Genomic DNA, 20,359 nt, shown 5'->3' with positions numbered 1-20,359 from the left:
CCGCCGCTTGCGGCCCTGCTACAACGGCGTGCGCCGTGATAAGCTCGCGCACCATGAATATCTATAGTTCCCGCCCCGTTGTCCTCTGTCTCTCCGGCCACGACCCCAGTGGCGGCGCCGGCCTGCAGGCAGATATCGAAGCCTTGCTCGCGCAGGGCTGCCATGCCGCGCCGACGATCACGGCGCTGACCGTGCAGAACACGGTCAATGTCAGCGATTTCCGCGTGCTCGACCGCGAGTGGATCCTGGCCCAGGCCAATGCCGTGCTCAGCGACTCGCCGGTGGCGGCGGTCAAGCTGGGCATGCTCGGTTCGGTAGACATGGTCGCAACCGTGGTCGAGCTGTTGTCCGCCCACCCCCATCTGCCGATGGTCTGTGACCCGGTATTGCGCGCCGGTGGTGGCGGTAGCCTGGGCAAGGACGAGGTCGGCTACGCGATGCGCGAACAGCTGCTGCCGCTGGCGACCATCGCGACGCCGAACCTGCCCGAAGCGCGCATTCTCGCCGACCTGCCCGACGGCAGCGCCGATGAATGCGCACACAAGCTGCTGCCGTTCTGCAAGCACCTGTTGATCACCGGCGGCCATGGCGACGAGCACGAAGTGCACAACCGCCTGTACAGCCGCGACGGCAGTCGTCGCACGTTCACCTGCCAGCGTCTGCCTGGCAGTTACCATGGCTCCGGATGCACCCTGGCCAGCGCCCTGGCCGGCCGCCTGGCGTTGGGCGAAGGCCTGGAAAGCGCGGTGCAGTCGGCGCTCGACTACACCTGGCGCACCTTGCGCGACGCCGAGCAGTTGGGCCACGGGCAATTCGTGCCGCGCCGCCTGCCCCTGGATTTCTGCTCTTGAGCCGAACCCCTGCCCCCTGCCTCAGGACCGAGCGATGAACCTACGTGGCGTCTATGCCATCACCGACAGCCAGCTGTTGGCCGGCAAGTTCCTCAAGTACGTCGAGGCTGCACTGGACGGCGGCATTACCCTGCTGCAATACCGTGACAAGAGCAACGACGACGCCCGGCGCCTGCGCGAAGCCGAGAAATTGCGCCAGCTGTGCGAGCGCTACAAGGCGCACCTGATCATCAACGACGACGCCGAGTTGGCCGCGCGGCTCAACGTCGGCGTGCACCTGGGGCAGACCGATGGCCCGCTGACGCCTGCACGCGCCTTGCTTGGGCGCAGGGCGATCATTGGCAGCACGTGCCACAACCGTCTCGACCTGGCCCACCAGGCCGCCCGCGAAGGGGCCAGCTACGTGGCCTTCGGACGCTTCTTCGCCTCCCAGACCAAGCCCGACGCATCGCCTGCCAGCCTGGAACTGTTGGCGCAGGCGCGTGCCGAATTGAAATTGCCGATTGCCGTCATTGGCGGCATCACCCTGGACAACGCCGCCCCGCTGGTGGCCCAGGGTGCCAACCTGCTGGCCGTGGTGCATGCGCTGTTCGGCGCCGACACGGCCCAGGAAGTCACCCGCCGCGCCCGCGCGCTGAACGCGTTGTTCGAAACTGCCTGATGCAAGAGAGCTTATCTATGTCCCGTTCCGAAACCTTGTTCGCCAACGCCCAGAAGCACATCCCCGGGGGCGTCAACTCGCCCGTGCGCGCCTTCAAGAGCGTGGGCGGCACGCCGCTGTTCTTCAAGCACGCCGCCGGCGCCTATGTCACCGACGAAGACGACAAGCGCTACGTCGACTACGTGGGTTCATGGGGTCCGATGATTCTCGGCCACAGCCACCCGGACGTGCTCGATGCGGTGCGCAGGCAGCTTGAACATGGTCTGTCGTACGGCGCCCCCACCGAAATGGAAACGCAGATGGCAGACCTGGTCTGCGCGATCGTGCCGTCCATGGAAATGGTGCGCATGGTCAGCTCGGGGACCGAGGCAACCATGAGCGCCATTCGCCTGGCCCGTGGTTTCACCGGGCGCGACAGCATCATCAAGTTCGAGGGTTGCTACCACGGTCATTCCGACAGCCTGCTGGTCAAGGCCGGTTCCGGCGCCCTGACCCTTGGCGTGCCCAGCTCGCCTGGCGTGCCGGCGGCGTTCGCCAAACACACCCTGACCCTGCCGTTCAACGACATTGCCGCAGTAGAGCAGATGCTCGCCGAAGTCGCCGATGAAGTGGCGTGCATCATCGTCGAACCGGTGGCGGGCAACATGAACTGCGTACCGCCAGCGCCCGGTTTTCTGGAAGGCCTGCGTCGCCTCTGTGACCAGTACGGTGTGGTGCTGATCTTCGACGAAGTCATGACCGGTTTCCGCGTGGCCCTCGGTGGTGCCCAGGCCTACTATGGCGTGACGCCGGACCTGAGCACCTTCGGCAAGATCATCGGTGGTGGCATGCCCGTCGGCTGTTTCGGCGGCAAGCGCGAGATCATGTCGCACATTGCGCCGCTGGGTCCGGTCTATCAGGCCGGCACGTTGTCGGGCAACCCGCTGGCCATGGCCGCTGGCCTGACCACCCTGAAGCTGATCAGCCGCCCCGGTTTCCATGACGAGCTGAGCGACTACACCGCACGCCTGCTCGACGGCCTGCAGCAGCGTGCCGATGCCGCGGGCATCCCGTTCGTCACCACTCAGGCCGGGGGCATGTTCGGCCTGTACTTCAGCGGCGCCGATGACATCGTCACCTTCGAAGACGTCATGACCAGCGACGCCGATCGCTTCAAGCGCTTCTTCCACCTGATGCTCGACGGCGGCGTGTACCTGGCGCCAAGTGCATTCGAGGCAGGCTTCACGTCCATCGCCCACGGCGATGCCGAGCTGGCGATTACCCTGGATGCTGCCGAGAAAGCGTTTGCTGCGCTGAAATAACCACCTTCACTCCCGTAGGAGCGGTCAGCGGCCGCGAAAAGGACGCTGCGGTATGCCTGGCCGACCGCAGCGCATCGTTCGCGGCCACGGACCGCTCCTACGCAGAAGGTTGCATCTAAATCCGTAGGAGCGGTCAGCGACCGCGAAAAGGACGCTGCGGTATGCCTGGCCGACCGCAGCGCATCGTTCGCGGCCACGGACCGCTCCTACGCAGAGGGTTGCATCTAAATCCGTAGGAGCGGTCAGCGGCCGCGAAGAAGGCAACACGGTGCGCCTGACACAGCGTGCTGGATTGTCTACGGCCACGGACCGCTGCCGCGGCTGGCACCCCGTGAAACATTGCCATCTGGGCGATATCGCAGAAAAACGAGTAAAGACTTTGTAACAGCCCCCCCGCTTATTTCATAATGCAGCACCCGCCACGTTTCGACGTCGGGTCCGCCCGCATTTCGCAGAGGTAAGTCGATCCCCATGAACCGCACCGGCCGCGCCCTTGCATTGGGCTGCCTGTTGCTTCTTCAGCCGCTAATGGCTACCGCAGGCGGCAATTCGTTGTTGATTCCGGCGGTGGGTCGCTGCACCCTCAATACCTCTGCCCAGGCATTGCCCGCGGCGCTGACTGCGTGTCAGCAGGCTGCAAAGGACGGCGACGCCCAGGCGCAATTCGAACTCGGTCAGTTCTATTACGACGGTACTCGAACCGAACGCGACTTGAACCAGGCCCTCAGCTACTTCGAACTAGCCTCCCTGCAAGGCCATGCCGAGGCCCAGTATCACCTGGGCACCATGTTCTTCAAGGGCGAAGGCGTGGCGGCCAACAACATCCAGGCCTATATCGTGCTGAAGATGGCAGCGGTCAATGGCGCCGAGGATGCACTGGACGTCGCCGACGAGGTGTCCGGGCAGATGCGCCGCGAAGACCTCGAAGTGGCCACTCAGGTGCTGGGGCAGATTTTCCGCAAGTACCTGCTCGAATTGCAGACGGCCGATGACCGCCGCTCGCCTTTCGCCCCGCTGCCCTGAGCCTGGCAGCGGCCCGACTGATGACTACTTGTCGGGCATCGGCATCGGGAATGGCATTACATTGCCGGTCATGCGTGCCTCGCTGATCTTCGGCGTGCCCAGACGCTCCACTTCGTCGATCCGCACGATCGAGTGCATGGGCACGAAGCTGCGCGTCACGCCTTCGAACTGAGCCTTGAGCTTTTCTTCGCTGGGGTCGACGACCACGGTGGTGCGCTCGCCAAAGACGAATTCCTCGACCTCCAGAAAGCCCCACAGATCACTCTGGTAGATCTGCTTGGCGTACATCTCGAATACCTGGCCCTGGTTGAGGAAAATCACTTTGTAGATTGGAGCTTCGCGTTTGGTCATCGTCGGCAGATATAAGGTCGTGAGCTTGAAAGAGGGCGAAAACTATAGCATAGCCGCCCGACAGGCAATGCTAGGAACCACCGACCACGGGCACTATAATGCGCGGTTCTTTGAACCACTTGATGATCACCCCATGGCCAAGAAGCTTTATATCGAAACCCACGGTTGCCAGATGAACGAGTACGACAGCTCGCGCATGGTCGACCTGCTGGGTGAACATCAAGCCCTGGAAGTCACGGCACGCGCAGAAGACGCCGACGTGATCCTGCTCAATACCTGCTCGATCCGCGAGCGCGCCCAGGACCGCGTCTATTCGCAACTGGGCCGCTGGCGCGAACTGAAGCTGGCCAAGCCGGACATGGTCATTGCGGTCGGCGGCTGCGTGGCCAGCCAGGAAGGCGCAGCCATCCGCGATCGCGCGCCCTACGTCGATGTGGTGTTCGGCCCGCAAACCCTGCATCGCCTGCCCGAGATGATCGACGCGGCGCGCATCACCCGCCTGCCGCAGGTGGACATCTCCTTCCCCGAGATCGAGAAGTTCGACCACCTGCCCGAACCGCGCATCGACGGCCCGACCGCCTACGTCTCGGTGATGGAAGGCTGCAGCAAATACTGCACGTTCTGCGTGGTGCCCTACACCCGCGGCGAAGAAGTCAGCCGACCGTTCGACGATGTCCTGGCCGAGGTCATGCACCTGGCCGACAACGGCGTGCGCGAAGTCACCCTGCTGGGGCAGAACGTCAACGGCTACCGCGGCCAGACCGACGACGGTCGCCTGGCCGACCTGGCCGAGCTGATCCGGGTGGTGGCACAGATCGACGGGATCGAGCGCATCCGCTACACCACCTCGCACCCACTGGAGTTTTCCGACAGCCTGATCCTGGCCCATGCCGAAGTGCCGCAGTTGGTGAAGCACCTGCACCTGCCGGTGCAATCGGGCTCGGACCGCGTGCTGGCGGCCATGAAACGCGGCCACACGGTGCTGGAATACAAATCCAAGCTGCGCAAGCTCAAGGCGGCGGTACCGGACATCTGCATCAGCTCGGACTTCATCATCGGTTTCCCCGGCGAAACCGAGAAAGACTTCGAGCAGACCCTGAAACTGGTTACCGATGTGGGCATGGATTTCTCGTACTCCTTCATCTATAGCCAGCGGCCTGGTACGCCGGCGGCGGATCTGGCCGACGACACGCCCGAGACGGTGAAGAAACAGCGCCTGGATGCGCTGCAGCATCGGCTGAACCAGCAGGGCTTCGAGATCAGTCGTCAGATGGTGGGCACTACCCAGCGCATTCTGGTCACCGATTATTCGCGCAAGGATCCCGGCCAGTTGCAGGGGCGTACCGAGAACAACCGTATCGTCAACTTCACCTGCTCGGATGCACGGCTGATCGGCCAGTTCGTCGACATCCACATTGCCGAGGCCCGCCCCCACTCGCTGCGCGGCGAACTGCTGGCCTGACAGATCCACACCGCGGCGCGACGTTCGCGGCCGATGACCGCTCCTACAGGGTGACCGCGATCCTTGTAGGAGCGGTCAGTGGCCGCGAAAGCCGCACCGCCGGCAGCCAGCCAGGCGCTGGCCAAGGCCATTCGCCGCCCACCCCTTTCGCCCCGCCCCTGACAGGGGTTATCCTTGGACTTATTTCAATTGCCGTCGGGCGGCCGAATACGACCTTGAACGCACCTATCGAACCACATCGCTTCCTGCTCGAGCCTTTCGAGGCTCGCCGCTTCGCCAACCTGTGCGGGCAATTCGACGAGCATCTGCGCTTGATCGAACAGCGCCTGGAAATCGAAATCCGCAACCGTGGCAATCAGTTCGAACTGATCGGCGACGCCCGACACACGCGCTCAGCAGAAAACCTGCTGCGCCGCCTGTACCGGGAAACCAAGGCCACCGAGCTGTCCCCCGATACGGTCCACCTGTTTCTGCAGGAGTCGGCGGTCCAGGAACTCGACGATCCAGCGTCCGGAGAAGTCCCGGTCGCGCTGCGTACCCGCAAGGGCATGATCAAGCCGCGCGGCTTGAACCAGCAGCGCTACGTCAAGGAAATCCTGAGCAACGACATCAACTTCGGGATCGGCCCGGCAGGTACTGGCAAGACGTACCTGGCCGTGGCCGCCGCCGTCGATGCCCTCGAGCGCGAGCAGGTCCGACGCATTCTTCTGGTGCGCCCTGCCGTGGAAGCGGGCGAAAAGCTTGGCTTCCTGCCCGGCGACCTGGCACAGAAGATCGACCCCTACCTGCGCCCGCTCTACGATGCGCTCTACGAAATGCTCGGCTTCGAACACGTCGCCAAGCTGATCGAGAAACAGGTCATCGAGATCGCGCCGCTGGCCTACATGCGCGGACGCACCTTGAACAACAGCTTCATCATCCTCGATGAAAGCCAGAACACCACCGTGGAACAGATGAAAATGTTCCTGACCCGGATCGGTTTCGGCTCCACGGCGGTGATCACCGGTGACATCACCCAGGTCGACCTGCCCAAGGGCACCAAGTCGGGCCTGAGCCAGGTCATCGAAGTGCTCAAGGACGTACCGGGCATCAGCTTCACCCACTTCAAGCCCAAGGACGTCGTCCGTCACCCGCTGGTGCAGCGCATCGTCGAGGCCTACGAGCGCTTCGACGCCCAGCCCGCCACCGTCAACGAGGCCGGGGACAAACGCCGCGATGCTTGAGCTTGACCTGCAACGGGCCAGCACCGCGCCTGGCCCGAGCGACGCCGAGTTCCGCCGCTGGTGCGAGCTGGCGTTGCGCCAGCGCAGCGCCGATTCGGAGATGACCATTCGCTTGGTCGATGAAACCGAAGGCCGCGAGCTGAATCTGACCTATCGTCACAAAGATTACGCAACCAACGTGCTTTCATTCCCTGCGGACGTGCCGGACGAGATGCTCGACATCCCGTTGCTGGGCGACCTGGTCATCTGTGTGCCGGTGGTGGAACGCGAAGCCGCCGAACAGGGCAAGGCCCTGGACGCCCACTGGGCGCACCTGGTGATGCACGGCTGCCTGCACCTGCTGGGCTACGACCACATCGACGACGATGAGGCCGAGGAAATGGAAGCACTGGAACGAGAGTTGCTTGCACAATTGGGTCATCCGGACCCCTATGCCGCCGACGAACACGTCGACGACACCCCCACCAAAGCAATTGGCAAGGATCACGAGTAAAGGGCTATGAGCGAAGATCGATCGAGCAACGGGCAGAAGTCATGGTTGGGTAAACTGACCCAGGCTTTTGCCCATGAGCCCAAGAACCGCCAGGAACTGCTGGAACTGCTGCGCGAAGCGCACCAGAACAAGCTCCTGGACAGCGAAGCATTGACCATCGTGGAAGGCGCCATCCAGGTCGCCGACCTGCAAGTGCGCGACATCATGGTGCCGCGCTCGCAGCTGATCAGCATCAAGTCCACCCAGACGCTGCAGGAATTCCTGCCCGCGGTCATCGACGCTGCGCACTCGCGCTACCCGGTGGTCGGCGAGAATCACGACGACGTGATCGGCGTGCTGCTGGCCAAGGACTTGCTGCCGCTGATCCTGCAGAACGACCACGCGAACTTCAATATCAAGGACCTGCTGCGTCCGGCCACCTTCGTGCCCGAGTCCAAGCGCCTGAACGTGCTGCTGCGCGAGTTCCGCGCCAACCACAATCACATGGCCATCGTCATCGACGAATACGGCGGTGTGGCGGGCCTGGTGACCATCGAGGACGTGCTGGAACAGATCGTCGGCGACATCGAGGACGAGCACGACGTCGAGGAAGACAGCTACATCAAGCCGCTGCCCAGCGGTGACTTCCTGATCAAGGCGCTGACGCCGATCGAGAACTTCAACGAGTTCTTCGAAAGCCAGTTCTCGGACGACGAATTCGACACCGTCGGCGGCCTGGTGATGAGTGCCTTCGGCCATCTGCCCAAGCGCAACGAGACGACCGAGATCGGTGCCTATCGCTTTCGCATCCTCAATGCCGACAGCCGCCGCATCCATTTGCTGCGCCTCACGCCAATCGCTCGCTGAGGCCTCTGCCCAGACTCCTCGTTAAGGAAAATAATGCGCTGGATCACCCGCCCCGGCTGGCCCGGTAACCTGCTGGCCATGGCGGCCGGCGGGTTGACCCCGCTGTTCCTGGCCCCATTCGATATCTGGCCGCTGGCCCTGCTTTCGCTGGCCCTGTTCTACCTTGGTCTGCGCGAGTTGAAACCACGCCAGGCGCTGGGCCGTGGCTGGTGCTATGGCTTCGGCCTGTTCGGCGCCGGCACCAGCTGGATCTACGTCAGCATCCACACCTACGGCGGTGCGTCGGTGGTGCTGGCGGCGCTGCTGATGCTCGGCTTCGTCGCCGCCGTGGCACTGTTCTTCGCCCTGCCCGCCTGGGCCTGGGCGCGCTGGTTCCGGCGCACCGATGCGCCGCTGGCCGACGCGCTTGCTTTCGCTGCGCTGTGGCTGGGCCAGGAAGCGTTCCGCGGTTGGTTTCTGACCGGTTTTCCCTGGCTCTACAGTGGCTACAGCCAGCTGCACGGCCCGCTCGCCGGCCTTGCACCCATGGGCGGCATGTGGCTGGTGTCCTTTGCCCTGGCCCTGAGCGCAGCGCTGTTGTGCAACCTGTCGCGCCTGCGCGAGCGCAAGCCGTTGCTCGCCGCAGGCGTGATCCTGCTGCTGGCGCCCTGGCTGTTGGGCCTGGCATTCAAGGGGCACGGGTGGACGGCGCCTGCGGGCGAGCCACTCACGGTGGCCGCAGTGCAGGGCAACATTGCCCAGAGCATCAAATGGAACCCCGAAGCGGTCGACCATCAACTGCAGCTGTACCGCGACAAGACGTTCGTCTCCAAGCCGGCGGATATCATCGTCTGGCCGGAAACGGCGGTGCCGGTGCTCATGGACTCGGCCCAGGGCTACCTGGCCGTGATGGGCCGGTTTGCCAGCGACCGTCATTCGGCGTTGATCACCGGCGTCCCCATTCGCCAGGTCGAGGACGGGCAGCGCCGGTTCTATAACGGCATCACCGTGGTGGGTGAAGGCGAAGGCCTGTATCGCAAGCAGAAGCTGGTACCCTTCGGTGAATACGTGCCCTTGCAGGATCTGTTGCGCGGCCTGATCGCGTTTTTCGACCTGCCCATGTCCGACTTTGCCCGCGGCCCGGCCGACCAGCCGTTGCTGCAGGCCAAGGGGTATCGGATCGCGCCGTTCATCTGCTACGAAGTGGTGTATCCGGAACTGGCGGCGAGCATGGCCGCGCGCAGCGACCTGCTGCTGACGATCAGCAACGACACCTGGTTCGGCACCTCGATAGGCCCGCTGCAACACCTGCAAATGGCGCAGATGCGCGCGCTGGAGGCCGGGCGCTGGATGATTCGCGCTACCAACAACGGGGTCACGGCGCTGATCGATCCGTTCGGCAACATCACCACTCAGGTGCCGCAGTTCGAAGAGGCGGTGCTGTATGGGGAGGTGACGCCCATGCAGGGTTTGACGCCTTATCTATTGCTGCGCTCGTGGCCGATGACAGTAGTGTGCGTATTGCTGCTGGGTTGGGCGTTGCTGCGTAGAAGGGCTGCTGGCAGGGTTTGATGGCGTTTGTGCTGGCCTCTTCGCGGGCAGAGCCCGCTCCCACCGGTTCGTGTTGTAGCCCGTTCTTTGTGGGCGCGGGGCGGGCGGCGAGCCCTCTGCCCGCGAAGAGGCCCTCAAGATCACCGATAAAACATCTTGTACCCTACCAACCCCACCGCTTCATTGAGCAGCTGGCCGTTCTGCCAGATGGCTTTGCTCTCAGGCAGCCAGCCTCCCAGCGGCCGTGCATTGTCGGTGCCCAGAAACCCCACCGGCGCCGGCACCACTTCCAACCCGTTCTGCTCGAAGCTCCAGCGCGAGCGCTGCATGTGCCAGGCCTGGGTCACCACCACCACACGCTTGATGCCATGCTGGGCAAGCAGTTCGGCGCTGAACCGGGCGTTCTCCCAGGTCGTGCGGCTGCGCTCTTCCATCCAGCGCGCGGAAGTGCCGAAATCGTCGCGCAACGACTGCGCCATGATCCACGCTTCGCTGGGCGGCGAGCCGAAATGCAAGCCGCCGGACGTCAGCACCGGCAACCCGGATGCCTTGGCCAGCCGCGCCGCATAGCGAACCCGCTCGAGCGCGACGCCGGTAGGCTGGTCGATGCCATCCCAGGCCGGGTCGCCGCGCTCGCGACCGGCGCCGAGAATGACGATGGCGTCGGCACGCTGCGCCAGGCTGCTCCACTCTTGCACAGGCAGTGCCGGCTGGTCTTCCAGCCAGCCAGCCGCACCCTGCACCACCACCGGCAGGCTCATCAACCACAGCCCGCCCAGCCCGACCACGAAACAGGCCCCGGCCAGGCGCGGCCAACGACGGCGCAGCCACCAGCCCGCCAACAATAGGACGAGAAAGATACCGGGGGGCAATAACAGCTGTTTGAGCACAAAGCGGGAAAACATCGGGCATCTCCAGAAGATGCCCGAAGCCTAAGGGTTGCCACGATGACGAACAACTGCCGTCACGACTTTCCCGAATACCCGTGACCGTGCCTGCCGATTGGCGAACGGCGCCGATCGTGCTCGTGCAGCCAGTACACTTTCGCCGACGGCTTCAGCGCAGGCGCGACCGGGGCCGGAGCCTGGGGCTCGACGCAGGCACGTTCGCCACAAGCGTGCAGGTAGGCATCGATCAGTTCGTATTCGGCCCGGCTCAAACCGCGCAACTCCAGTTCCGCAGGTTTTTCATCGCGCAGGCGCACCGCAGTGCGGGCCACATCCAGGGCTAGCCCCAAGCGGTCGATGAGTCGCTCGTAGACATCGGGCTGCGTGGCTTTGATAGGCGGCTCCAGCATTCGCTCACCTCACTTGAGAAAAAACGTTCTTTGCTTCATCAGCTTAGCGCTGGCTGGAAAATCAGCCGGTTGCAGCGACCAACGGAATGCGTCAAGTGCCTGCCACGTCCAGGCAGCTGCAATCAAGGTTTCCCTCGATAGAGGGGGGTCATGTATGCTACGGCGTTTAATATCATCGTACCTTGCCAACAGGCTCAGCCTATTTAGCAGCTGCCGGATAAGGTCACCCATTTCTCAGCGCAAAGTAGCCATGCACGAACTCTATCAGCCCCGCGAAATCGAAGCCGCCGCCCAGTCTTTCTGGGATGCGAAGAAGTCTTTTGAAGTGAGTGAACAGCCAGGCAAGGACACGTACTACTGCCTGTCGATGTTCCCCTACCCCAGCGGCAAACTGCACATGGGGCACGTGCGCAACTACACCATCGGCGACGTGATCGCGCGCTACCAGCGCATGCAGGGCAAGAACGTCCTGCAGCCGATGGGCTGGGATGCGTTCGGCATGCCGGCGGAAAACGCGGCCATGAAGAACAACGTCGCGCCGGCCAAGTGGACCTACGAAAACATCGCCTACATGAAGACCCAGCTCAAGAGCCTGGGCCTGGCCATCGACTGGTCGCGCGAAGTCACCACCTGCAAGCCCGACTACTATCGCTGGGAGCAGTGGCTGTTCACCCGCCTGTTCGAAAAAGGCGTGATCTACCGCAAGAACGGCACCGTGAACTGGGACCCGGTCGACCAAACGGTACTGGCCAACGAGCAGGTCATCGACGGTCGTGGCTGGCGTTCGGGCGCGCTGATCGAGAAGCGCGAAATACCGATGTACTACTTCAAGATCACTGCATACGCCGATGAGCTGTTGGAAAGCCTCGACGAACTGCCGGGCTGGCCGGAACAGGTCAAGACCATGCAGCGCAACTGGATCGGCAAGTCCAAGGGCATGGAAGTCCAGTTCCCGTACCACCAGGCCTCCATTGGCGAAGCCGGCACGCTGAAGGTCTTCACCACCCGTCCCGACACGCTGATGGGCGCCACCTACGTGGCCGTCGCTGCGGAGCACCCCCTGGCCACCCTGGCAGCACGCTCCGATTCTGCGCTGCAGGCGTTCATCGACGAGTGCAAGAGCGGCAGCGTGGCCGAAGCCGACGTGGCCACCCAGGAAAAACGCGGCATGCCGACCACGCTGTTCGTCGAGCACCCGCTCAGTGGCGAGAAGCTGCCAGTCTGGGTCGCCAACTACGTACTGATGCACTACGGCGACGGCGCGGTCATGGCCGTGCCGGCCCACGACGAGCGCGACTTCGAGTTCGCCTTGAAGTACGACCTGCCGATCAAGCCGGTGGTGCGCACCAGCGCGGGCGACCTGACGCCTGCGCCCTGGGTCGCGGCCTACAACGAGCACGGTCCGCTGATCAATTCCGGCGAATTCGACGGGCTCGATTTCGAAGGTGCTTTCGATGCCATCGAAGTGGCCTTGATCAAGAAGGACCTGGGCAAGTCGCGCACCCAGTTCCGCCTGCGCGACTGGGGCATCAGCCGCCAGCGCTACTGGGGCTGCCCGATTCCGATCGTGCACTGCGACGCCTGCGGCGACGTGCCGGTCCCGGAAGATCAACTGCCGGTCGTGTTGCCCGAAGACGTCGTCCCCGATGGCGCCGGTTCGCCGTTGGCGCGCATGCCCCAGTTCTACGAGTGCAGCTGTCCAAAATGCGGCGCGCCGGCCAAGCGCGAAACCGACACCATGGACACCTTCGTGGAATCGTCCTGGTACTTCGCCCGCTATGCGTCGCCGCACTATGAAGGCGGCATGGTCGACCCCGCAGCGGCCAACCATTGGCTGCCCGTGGACCAGTACATCGGCGGTATCGAGCACGCGATCCTGCACCTGCTGTACGCACGCTTCTTCCACAAGCTGATGCGCGACGAAGGCCTGGTCAGCTCCAACGAGCCGTTCAAGAACCTGCTCACCCAGGGCATGGTCATCGCCGAAACCTACTACCGTCTCGAAGCCAACGGCAGCAAGACCTGGTTCAACCCGGCCGACGTCGAACTTGTACGCGATGCCAAGGCCAAGATCATCTCGGCCAAGCTCATCAGCGACGGCCTGCCGGTGGAAATCGGCGGCACCGAGAAGATGGCCAAGTCGAAGAACAACGGCGTCGACCCGCAATCGATGATCGACCAGTACGGCGCCGACACCTGCCGCCTGTTCATGATGTTCGCCTCGCCACCCGACATGAGCCTGGAGTGGTCCGACTCCGGCGTGGAAGGCTCGCACCGCTTCCTCAAGCGCGTCTGGCGTCTGGCCCAGGCCCATGTTGGCCAGGGTTCGCACGCGCCCCTCGACGTCGCCGCGCTCGATGACGAGCAGAAGGCCATTCGCCGCGCCATTCACCTGGCGATCAAGCAGGCCAGCCAGGACGTGGGCCAGAACCACAAGTTCAACACGGCCATCGCCCAGGTGATGACCCTGATGAACGTGCTGGAAAAAGCCCCGCAGGCCACCGACCAGGACCGTGCCTTGCTGCACGAGGGCCTGGAAGCCGTGACCTTGCTGCTGGCGCCGATCACTCCGCACATCAGCCATGAGCTGTGGCAGCAACTGGGCCACACCGACGCCGTGATCGACGCCAACTGGCCGACGCTGGACGAATCGGCGCTGGTGCAGGACAGCCTGCAGCTGGTCATCCAGGTCAACGGCAAGCTGCGTGGGCAGATCGACATGCCTGCCAGCGCCAGCCGCGAAGAGATCGAAGCCGCCGCACGGGTCAACGAGAACGTGCTGCGTTTCACCGACGGCCTGACCATCCGCAAGGTCATCGTCGTACCGGGTAAACTGGTCAACATCGTCGCCAGCTGATCGACCGGCGCCCGCTTCATCGGGCGCCCGTCAAGCACGCCACAGCCAACAAGGTTTCAAGGGAGCAACAAGATGATCAAACGCAATCTGCTGGTTATGGGCCTGGCTGTCCTGCTGAGCGCCTGTGGTTTCCAGCTCCGGGGTACCGGCACCAACCAGCTGGCCATCAAGGAACTCAACCTCACTGCCCGCGACGCCTACGGCCAGACCGTGGTGCAACTGCGCAAGGCGCTGCAGGGCAGCGGCGTCAACGTGGCCAGCGGCGCTCCATACACCCTGGACCTGGTGGACGAGCGTGGCGACCAGCGCACGGCCAGCTACAGCGGTTCGGCGCGCTCGTCCGAGTACGAGTTGAGCAACACGCTGCAGTACGAGATCCGCGGGCAGAACAACCTGACGCTGCTCAACGACAAGCTCGAAGTGCAGAAGGTTTACGTTCACGACGGCAACAACCTGACCGGCTCCGATCAGGAGGCGAGCCAGGTGCGCCGTGAAATGCGCAACGAACTGGTGCAGCGCATGATGCTGCGTCTGCAGCAGATCACCCCTGCACAGCTGGAAAAGCTCCAGGTGGACGCCAACGCCCGTGCCAAGGCTGAAGCCGACGCTGCTGCCGAAGCTCAGCGCGTGATGGATTCGACGCCACAGCAGTCGCCGATCCAGATTCCCAACCAGTAAGGCAGACAAGGGCGCTCAAGCGCCCTTTTCGCTGTCATTGCCCCCGTGAAGATTTGAATCCTGTCGATGCGTCCATGAAGATCAGCCCCGCCCAACTCGGCAAGCACCTGCAAGGGCCGCTCGCGCCCGTCTACGTGGTGAGTGGCGACGATCCGCTGCTCTGTCAGGAGGCGGCCGACGCCATTCGCACGGCGGCGCGCCAGCAGGGCTTCGACGAGCGCCAGGTGTTCAGCGCCGACAACAATTTCGACTGGGGCACGCTGCTGCAGGCCGGCGCCAGCCTGTCGCTGTTCGCCGAGCGGCGCCTGCTGGAACTGCGCCTGCCGTCGGGCAAGCCAGGCGACAAGGGCGCTGCGGCGCTGATCGAGTATTGCTCGCGGCCCGCCGAAGATACCGTGCTGTTGATCAGCCTGCCCAAACTGGACGGTAGTGCGCAGAAAACCAAGTGGGGCAAGGCGCTGGTCGATGGCGCGCAGACCCAGTTCGTGCAGATCTGGCCGGTCGATGCGCAGCAGTTGCCGCAGTGGATCCGCCAGCGCCTGGCCCAGGCTGGGCTGGCTGCGCAACCGGAGGCGGTCGAGCTGATCGCCGCTCGGGTGGAAGGCAACCTGTTGGCGGCAGCGCAGGAAATCGAGAAGCTCAAGCTGCTCGCCGAGGGTAGTCAGGTGACGCTGGAGACGGTGCAATCGGCGGTTGCCGACAGCGCCCGATTCGACGTGTTCGGCCTTATCGACGCGATCCTCAACGGCCAGGCCGAACACGCCTTGCGCATGCTCGAAGGGCTGCGTGGCGAGGGTGTCGAGCCACCGGTCATTCTCTGGGCGCTGGCCCGTGAGCTGCGCTTGCTGGCCAGCCTGTCGCAGCAGTACAGCCAGGGCGTACCGTTGGACAAGGCCTTCAGCCAGGCCCGTCCGCCAGTGTGGGACAAGCGCAAGCCATTGATGAGCAAGGCCCTGCAGCGGCATTCGGCGCTGCGCTGGGCACAGCTGCTGCAGGATGCCCAGCGCATCGACGCGCAGATCAAGGGCCAGGCGCCAGGGTCGGTATGGATAGGCCTGTCGCGGTTGTCGTTGCTGATGGCCGGCCAACGGCTGAGCCTGCCCGCAGAATAGCAGCGCCCCCTTCGCGGGCAGAGCCCGCTCCCACAGGTGACCTGCGGTGTGGCCGCGAAAGCGGCGTGCGGTATGGCTGGTCAACCGCGCCGAACCCTTCGCGGCCGATGACCGCTCCTACAGGGTGACCGTGATCCCCGTAGGAGCGGTCCGTGGCCGCGAAAGCTGCACTGCGGTCTGTCGGGGTGATCGCTGACAAGGCTAAACCCATGCTACTGATTCGGCTGGCATGTTAAGGTTTGCCTCTGCCCCGAAAGCCCTGGACTTGTGAATGTCTTCTCGTCGTACCTCAGGCTGGCCCATGCGCCAGTTCGCCGTGACTACCTGCCTGGCCTTGCTGGTCGCCTGCGCGGAAAAACCCACCGTCGCCGATACCCTGCCTGCCCCCATCGTCCAGCCTGCGTTGCCGGTGCCCATGGCGCCCGCGCCAAGCAGCGTCGACACCCCGGTGCTGCCCACCCAGACATTCGCCGAATGGCAGCAGGGCTTTCGTCAGCAAGCCCTGCGCAGCGGCGTCGACGCGCAGCTATTCGACCGCGCCTTCGAGGGCGTCACACCGGACATGAGCGTGATCAAGGCCGATCGCAGCCAGCCCGAATTCAGCCGCCCGGTATGGGAATACCTGGACGGGGCGATCTCCCCGACCCGCCTGCGCCGTGGTCAGGCCATGCTCGAGCAGTACGCCGACGTGCTCTCGAGCATCGAACAGCGCTACGGCGTCGAACGCCAGGTACTGGTTGCCGTATGGGGCATGGAAAGCAGCTTCGGCCAGATCCAGGGTGACAAATCGGTAATCCGCTCATTGGCGACCCTGGCCTACGAAGGCCGTCGCCCCGAATTCGCCCAGAGCCAGCTGCTGGCGGCGTTGCAGATCCTGCAGAACGGCGACATCCAGCCCGACCGCATGCTGGGTTCGTGGGCCGGTGCCATGGGCCAGACCCAGTTCATTCCCACCACCTACAATTCCCATGCCGTGGACTTCGACGGCGATGGCCGGCGCGACATCTGGAACAGCGCCGCCGATGCCCTCGCCTCCACCGCCCACTACCTGCAGAGTTCGGGCTGGCAGAGTGGCCAGACGTGGGGGCTGGAAGTGCGCCTGCCCGAGGGCTTCGACTACGCCCTGGCCGACGGCAACAGCCGCAGGCCGGTCAGCGAATGGCAGCGCCTGGGCGTTGCGGCGATGCCAGGCGGTACAGTCCCGGCGGGCAGCGAAAATGCCGCAGCAGCGCTGCTTCTGCCGGCGGGCTACCGGGGCCCGGCCTTCCTGGTCTTCGACAATTTCCGTGCGATCCTCAAGTACAACAATTCCTCGTCCTACGCATTGGGCGTAAGCCTCCTGGCCCTGCGCCTGCAGGGGTCGGGCTACATCCAAGGCACCTGGCCCAAGGATGACATGCCACTCACGCGCACCGAACGCATCGAGCTGCAGAGCCTGTTGAGCGCACGCAACCACGATGCTGGCGCTGCGGACGGCATTATCGGTGCCAATACCCGCAAGGCCATCCGCAGTGCCCAGCAAGCCATGGGCTGGCCAGCCGACGGGTACCCGACCCACAAGCTGCTCGAGGCGCTGCGTACGCAACAGTGAGCGCGCTGACCTGCACGGGTGGCCCAGGCCTCGCCTAGGCCACCACATCCTGCTCCAGCCAGACCTGCTGCGCAGTGGCATCCAGCCTGACCTGCACGCCCAACGGCAAGGTCAGGTTCGGGTCGCAGTGGCCACTGCGCCAGCCAGCCAGGACCGGGATACCCTCGGCCTGGAACGTCTCGAGCAGCAACGGGGTCATCTGCTCGACAGCGATTCCGGCGAAGTCGCCAACGATCACGCCCTGCACGCCCTTCAGTTTGCCTGCCAGACGCAGGTGAGTCAGAAAGCGATCCACGCGGTACAAGGGCTCGTTGACGTCTTCAATGAACAGCACGATGCCATCACCGGGAAGCTCGTACGGCGTGCCGAGCGTGGCACTGATCATGGCCAGGTTACCGCCCATCAAGCAACCCTGGGCCTGCCCCGGCACTACCGTGGTCAACGGCCACTCGGGCGGATGACGCAGCAGGTCACCTGCGCCGATCTCGCCACGCAGCGCCTGCCACAGCGAAGATTCGGTAGGCGCCCGCTTCTGCGTCAGCAGATCGGCCTTGAACAGTGGCCCATGGAAGGTGACGAACCCGACGTGGCGAGCGATGGCCAGATGCAGCGCGGTGATATCGCTGTAGCCAACCAATGGCTTGGGGTTTCGCGCCAGCAGCGCGAAGTCGATCTTGTCCAGCAGGCGGGGGGTGCCATAGCCACCGCGCAGGCAAAGAACGGCGTCTACCTCGGGGTCGGCGAAAGCGTCGTGAAGGTCTTGCACACGGGCTTCATCGCTGCCGGCCAGGTAACCCTGGGCCAGCGCGACACCGGGGTAGATGCGCAGCGTGTAGCCACGCGCGCGGACCCAGGCACAGGCTGCCTCTACGTCCAGCTCGATGGGACCGGCGGGCGCGATCAAGGCGATCGTGCCGTGGTCGGGCAGGCGTGGGGGTAATCGCATGGTCGAAATTCTCAATCCAGGCAGGAACGAGCGGCGCGCCCTGCCCTCAGGCTATCAGCGCGTGGGCGCGCTTCACGGCGAATGGCTCGCCACTCGCCCCGCGCCCACATGATCTAGTCGATCAGAGCTTGATCTTGGCTTCGTGCGCCTGCTGATCGGCGTGGTACGAGGAACGCACCAACGGCCCGGAGGCGACGTTCTTGAAGCCCATCTTGTGGCCCTCTTCGGCGAACCAGGCAAAGATGTCCGGATGCACGAAGCGCTGTACCGGCAGGTGACTGCGCGAAGGCTGGAGGTACTGGCCCAGGGTCAGCATGTCGATGTTGTGCTCGCGCATGCGCTGCATCACCTCGATCACTTCCTCGTCGGTCTCGCCCAGACCCAGCATCAGGCCCGACTTGGTCGGCACATGAGGCACCAGCTCCTTGAACTTCTGCAGCAGGGTCAGCGACCACTGGTAGTCAGAACCAGGGCGCGCGGCCTTGTACAGGCGCGGCACGGTTTCCAGGTTGTGGTTGAACACATCCGGCGGCTCCTGCGCGGTGATGGCCAGGGCCACGTCCATGCGCCCACGGTAGTCGGGGACCAGGGTTTCCAGCTGCACGCCCGGCGACAGCTTGCGGATTTCCCGCAGGCAGTCGGCGAAGTGCTGGGCACCACCGTCGCGCAGGTCGTCACGGTCCACCGAGGTGATCACCACGTACTTGAGGCGCAGGTCGGCGATGGCCACGGCCAGGTTCATCGGCTCGTCGGCATCCAGTGCCTTGGGGCGACCGTGGCCGACGTCGCAGAACGGGCATCGGCGGGTGCAGATGTCACCCATGATCATGAAAGTCGCGGTACCACCGGAGAAGCATTCACCCAGGTTGGGGCAGGAGGCTTCTTCGCAGACACTGTGCAGCTTGTGCTTGCGCAGTAGTTGCTTGATCCGGTCGACCTCGGGAGACACCGGGATGCGTACCCGGATCCAGTCGGGCTTCTTCGGCAGCTCTTCGGTGGGGATGATCTTTACCGGGATGCGCGCGACCTTTTCGGCACCGCGCAGCTTGACGCCCGCCTCGACCCTGGGCCGTGGCGCATTGGCCTTGGGCGCACCCTCGGCGAGGTTCTGCAGGGGGATCAGCGTTTGCACAGCTTCTGTCGCGGTAGTCATATCAGTCGATTCCGCCCGTAAGGGTCGTCTGCTCAACATAGTCGAGGTGCTTGACCAGCTGCGCTCGCAGCCTTGCACTGACCTCGGCAAATTCAAGGGGTGCGACATGATCGCACATCTGCGTCATCGGCAGGCCGGCATATCCACATGGATTTATCCGCCGGAACGGCGCAAGGTCCATGTCGACGTTCAACGCCAGCCCATGGAACGAACAACCGCGGCGGATACGCAAGCCCAGCGAAGCGATCTTCGCGCCGTCCACGTAGACTCCGGGTGCATCCGCACGGGCGGCAGCCTGCACGCCGTAGGAGGCCAGCAGATCGATCAGGGTGTGCTCCATGCGGGTGACCAGCTCTCGCACCCCGTAGCCCAGCCGGCGCACGTCCAGCAACAGGTACACGACCAACTGCCCGGGGCCGTGGTAGGTCACCTGGCCGCCGCGGTCGACCTGCACCACCGGGATCTCGCCGGGCACCAGCAGATGCTCGGCCTTGCCGGCCTGGCCCTGGGTGAACACGGCCGGGTGCTGGACCAGCCAGACCTCATCGGCAGTCTCTGCACCGCGCTGGTCGGTGAACCGCTGCATCGCGTGCCATACCGGCTCGTAAGGCAACGGGCCGAGTTCGCGAAACCCCAGGCATTGCGGCATCACAGCACCATTTTGACGATGCCGGTGGCGCGCAGCTCACTGTTGATGTTGTAGAGCTGCTCCTGGCCGGTGGCCAGGATATGCAGCTGCAACGTGGTGTAGTTACCGTTGCTGCTCTGGCGCTCGGCATTCTTGTCGTGATTGACGGCTGCGTGCTTTTCGACGATCTGCACCACCGTGTCGCGAAAGCCCACACCGGTATCGCCGATGATCTTGATCGGGTAGTCGGCGCAGGGAAATTCGATTTTCGGCTCTTTTACTTCGGTATCGGTCATGGCGATGACGGCCTCGGGTAAACCGTGAAAACGACAACGCCCTCGCCTGTTGCAAAGGCG

20 protein-coding genes are annotated in these 20,359 nt (G+C 64.1%); 13 read left to right on the top strand and 7 right to left on the bottom strand.

The window, feature by feature from the left end; genetic code table 11:
- Window positions 1–53 precede the first annotated feature (53 nt).
- The 4 genes from IFT76_RS11480 to IFT76_RS11465 all read left to right on the top strand — a co-directional run bounded on the left by IFT76_RS11480 (window position 54) and on the right by IFT76_RS11465 (window position 3,836).
- Window positions 54–851 carry a hydroxymethylpyrimidine/phosphomethylpyrimidine kinase gene (locus IFT76_RS11480; protein WP_122475492.1) on the top strand — a complete coding sequence of 266 codons (798 nt, stop codon included), beginning with the start codon at window positions 54–56 and terminating at the stop codon, window positions 849–851.
- A 34-nt stretch (window positions 852–885) separates the two neighbouring features.
- On the top strand, window positions 886–1,512 hold the full coding sequence (gene thiE / locus IFT76_RS11475) for a thiamine phosphate synthase (RefSeq protein WP_122475493.1): 627 nt from the start codon (window positions 886–888) through the stop codon (window positions 1,510–1,512).
- Between the two features lie 17 nt (window positions 1,513–1,529).
- Complete coding sequence (hemL, locus tag IFT76_RS11470; protein WP_122475496.1) at window positions 1,530–2,813, top strand: glutamate-1-semialdehyde 2,1-aminomutase; 1,284 nt, start codon at window positions 1,530–1,532, stop codon at window positions 2,811–2,813.
- Window positions 2,814–3,284: 471 nt separating this feature from the next.
- Window positions 3,285–3,836, top strand: a complete 552-nt coding sequence (locus IFT76_RS11465; RefSeq protein ID WP_192058454.1) for a tetratricopeptide repeat protein — start codon at window positions 3,285–3,287, stop codon at window positions 3,834–3,836.
- Between the two features lie 24 nt (window positions 3,837–3,860).
- Here the strand turns inward: IFT76_RS11465 and IFT76_RS11460 are convergent, their stop codons facing one another.
- Window positions 3,861–4,187 (bottom strand): DUF1820 family protein, encoded by a 327-nt coding sequence (locus IFT76_RS11460; protein WP_043192686.1) that lies wholly within the window; start codon window positions 4,185–4,187, stop codon window positions 3,861–3,863.
- 133 nt (window positions 4,188–4,320) lie between these two features.
- Here IFT76_RS11460 and miaB point away from each other — a divergent pair, with 133 nt between their 5' ends.
- The 5 genes from miaB (at window position 4,321) to lnt (ending at window position 9,762) form a co-directional block, all read left to right on the top strand.
- Complete coding sequence (gene miaB / locus IFT76_RS11455; RefSeq protein ID WP_122475500.1) at window positions 4,321–5,649, top strand: tRNA (N6-isopentenyl adenosine(37)-C2)-methylthiotransferase MiaB; 1,329 nt, start codon at window positions 4,321–4,323, stop codon at window positions 5,647–5,649.
- 215 nt (window positions 5,650–5,864) lie between these two features.
- Window positions 5,865–6,872: a PhoH family protein gene (locus IFT76_RS11450; RefSeq protein WP_122475502.1), complete on the top strand. Its 1,008-nt coding sequence runs from the start codon at window positions 5,865–5,867 to the stop codon at window positions 6,870–6,872.
- Entirely contained in the window at window positions 6,865–7,365 is a 501-nt protein-coding gene (gene ybeY, locus IFT76_RS11445) for an rRNA maturation RNase YbeY (protein WP_185795146.1), read from the top strand. Before IFT76_RS11450 ends, ybeY begins: the two co-directional genes overlap by 8 nt.
- Before the next feature lie 6 nt (window positions 7,366–7,371).
- Window positions 7,372–8,211, top strand: coding sequence for an HlyC/CorC family transporter (locus IFT76_RS11440; protein ID WP_122475507.1), 840 nt, complete (start codon window positions 7,372–7,374; stop codon window positions 8,209–8,211).
- A gap of 33 nt (window positions 8,212–8,244) precedes the next feature.
- Window positions 8,245–9,762: an apolipoprotein N-acyltransferase gene (gene lnt / locus IFT76_RS11435; protein WP_192058452.1), complete on the top strand. Its 1,518-nt coding sequence runs from the start codon at window positions 8,245–8,247 to the stop codon at window positions 9,760–9,762.
- A 119-nt stretch (window positions 9,763–9,881) separates the two neighbouring features.
- Here lnt and IFT76_RS11430 read toward each other — a convergent pair whose 3' ends face one another.
- Entirely contained in the window at window positions 9,882–10,646 is a 765-nt protein-coding gene (locus IFT76_RS11430; RefSeq protein WP_192058450.1) for a YdcF family protein, read from the bottom strand.
- Window positions 10,647–10,705: 59 nt separating this feature from the next.
- Window positions 10,706–11,038: a hypothetical protein gene (locus tag IFT76_RS11425; protein WP_122475513.1), complete on the bottom strand. Its 333-nt coding sequence runs from the start codon at window positions 11,036–11,038 to the stop codon at window positions 10,706–10,708.
- 250 nt (window positions 11,039–11,288) lie between these two features.
- Here IFT76_RS11425 and leuS point away from each other — a divergent pair, with 250 nt between their 5' ends.
- From leuS to IFT76_RS11405, 4 genes are all read left to right on the top strand, one after another.
- Window positions 11,289–13,895: a leucine--tRNA ligase gene (gene leuS / locus IFT76_RS11420; RefSeq protein ID WP_192058448.1), complete on the top strand. Its 2,607-nt coding sequence runs from the start codon at window positions 11,289–11,291 to the stop codon at window positions 13,893–13,895.
- A 72-nt stretch (window positions 13,896–13,967) separates the two neighbouring features.
- Entirely contained in the window at window positions 13,968–14,573 is a 606-nt protein-coding gene (locus tag IFT76_RS11415; protein WP_122475517.1) for an LPS-assembly lipoprotein LptE, read from the top strand.
- 74 nt (window positions 14,574–14,647) lie between these two features.
- On the top strand, window positions 14,648–15,685 hold the full coding sequence (gene holA, locus IFT76_RS11410) for a DNA polymerase III subunit delta (RefSeq protein WP_192058446.1): 1,038 nt from the start codon (window positions 14,648–14,650) through the stop codon (window positions 15,683–15,685).
- Window positions 15,686–15,956: 271 nt separating this feature from the next.
- On the top strand, window positions 15,957–17,276 hold the full coding sequence (locus tag IFT76_RS11405; RefSeq protein ID WP_192058444.1) for a lytic murein transglycosylase: 1,320 nt from the start codon (window positions 15,957–15,959) through the stop codon (window positions 17,274–17,276).
- A gap of 34 nt (window positions 17,277–17,310) precedes the next feature.
- On the opposite strand, the gene IFT76_RS11400 is transcribed toward IFT76_RS11405, so the two are convergent.
- From IFT76_RS11400 to IFT76_RS11385, 4 genes are all read right to left on the bottom strand, one after another.
- Complete coding sequence (locus tag IFT76_RS11400) at window positions 17,311–18,222, bottom strand: S66 peptidase family protein (RefSeq protein ID WP_192058442.1); 912 nt, start codon at window positions 18,220–18,222, stop codon at window positions 17,311–17,313.
- A gap of 121 nt (window positions 18,223–18,343) precedes the next feature.
- Window positions 18,344–19,375 (bottom strand): lipoyl synthase, encoded by a 1,032-nt coding sequence (lipA, locus tag IFT76_RS11395; RefSeq protein WP_122475523.1) that lies wholly within the window; start codon window positions 19,373–19,375, stop codon window positions 18,344–18,346.
- 1 nt (window position 19,376) lies between these two features.
- Window positions 19,377–20,024, bottom strand: coding sequence for a lipoyl(octanoyl) transferase LipB (lipB, locus tag IFT76_RS11390; RefSeq protein ID WP_192058440.1), 648 nt, complete (start codon window positions 20,022–20,024; stop codon window positions 19,377–19,379).
- Window positions 20,024–20,299, bottom strand: a complete 276-nt coding sequence (locus tag IFT76_RS11385) for a DUF493 domain-containing protein (protein ID WP_122475527.1) — start codon at window positions 20,297–20,299, stop codon at window positions 20,024–20,026. The genes lipB and IFT76_RS11385 overlap by 1 nt, the downstream gene beginning before the upstream one ends.
- Between the last annotated feature and the right edge of the window lie 60 nt (window positions 20,300–20,359).

This window comes from Pseudomonas sp. CFBP 13727 (genome assembly GCF_014841915.1).
GTDB classification, from domain to species: domain Bacteria; phylum Pseudomonadota; class Gammaproteobacteria; order Pseudomonadales; family Pseudomonadaceae; genus Aquipseudomonas; species Aquipseudomonas baltica.
Note: the sequence above shows the minus strand (reverse complement) of the source record. Positions and strands in the feature narration are given on the sequence as shown.

Coding starts and splice junctions, on each gene's coding strand:
- IFT76_RS11480 (WP_122475492.1), top strand. CDS start 54: ATGAATATCTATAGTTCCCGCCCCGTTGTCCTCTGTCTCTCCGGCCAC.
- thiE (WP_122475493.1), top strand. CDS start 886: ATGAACCTACGTGGCGTCTATGCCATCACCGACAGCCAGCTGTTGGCC.
- hemL (WP_122475496.1), top strand. CDS start 1,530: ATGTCCCGTTCCGAAACCTTGTTCGCCAACGCCCAGAAGCACATCCCC.
- IFT76_RS11465 (WP_192058454.1), top strand. CDS start 3,285: ATGAACCGCACCGGCCGCGCCCTTGCATTGGGCTGCCTGTTGCTTCTT.
- IFT76_RS11460 (WP_043192686.1), bottom strand. CDS start 4,187: ATGACCAAACGCGAAGCTCCAATCTACAAAGTGATTTTCCTCAACCAG.
- miaB (WP_122475500.1), top strand. CDS start 4,321: ATGGCCAAGAAGCTTTATATCGAAACCCACGGTTGCCAGATGAACGAG.
- ybeY (WP_185795146.1), top strand. CDS start 6,865: ATGCTTGAGCTTGACCTGCAACGGGCCAGCACCGCGCCTGGCCCGAGC.
- IFT76_RS11440 (WP_122475507.1), top strand. CDS start 7,372: ATGAGCGAAGATCGATCGAGCAACGGGCAGAAGTCATGGTTGGGTAAA.
- lnt (WP_192058452.1), top strand. CDS start 8,245: ATGCGCTGGATCACCCGCCCCGGCTGGCCCGGTAACCTGCTGGCCATG.
- IFT76_RS11430 (WP_192058450.1), bottom strand. CDS start 10,646: ATGTTTTCCCGCTTTGTGCTCAAACAGCTGTTATTGCCCCCCGGTATC.
- IFT76_RS11425 (WP_122475513.1), bottom strand. CDS start 11,038: ATGCTGGAGCCGCCTATCAAAGCCACGCAGCCCGATGTCTACGAGCGA.
- leuS (WP_192058448.1), top strand. CDS start 11,289: ATGCACGAACTCTATCAGCCCCGCGAAATCGAAGCCGCCGCCCAGTCT.
- IFT76_RS11415 (WP_122475517.1), top strand. CDS start 13,968: ATGATCAAACGCAATCTGCTGGTTATGGGCCTGGCTGTCCTGCTGAGC.
- holA (WP_192058446.1), top strand. CDS start 14,648: ATGAAGATCAGCCCCGCCCAACTCGGCAAGCACCTGCAAGGGCCGCTC.
- IFT76_RS11405 (WP_192058444.1), top strand. CDS start 15,957: ATGTCTTCTCGTCGTACCTCAGGCTGGCCCATGCGCCAGTTCGCCGTG.
- IFT76_RS11400 (WP_192058442.1), bottom strand. CDS start 18,222: ATGCGATTACCCCCACGCCTGCCCGACCACGGCACGATCGCCTTGATC.
- lipA (WP_122475523.1), bottom strand. CDS start 19,375: ATGACTACCGCGACAGAAGCTGTGCAAACGCTGATCCCCCTGCAGAAC.
- lipB (WP_192058440.1), bottom strand. CDS start 20,024: ATGCCGCAATGCCTGGGGTTTCGCGAACTCGGCCCGTTGCCTTACGAG.
- IFT76_RS11385 (WP_122475527.1), bottom strand. CDS start 20,299: ATGACCGATACCGAAGTAAAAGAGCCGAAAATCGAATTTCCCTGCGCC.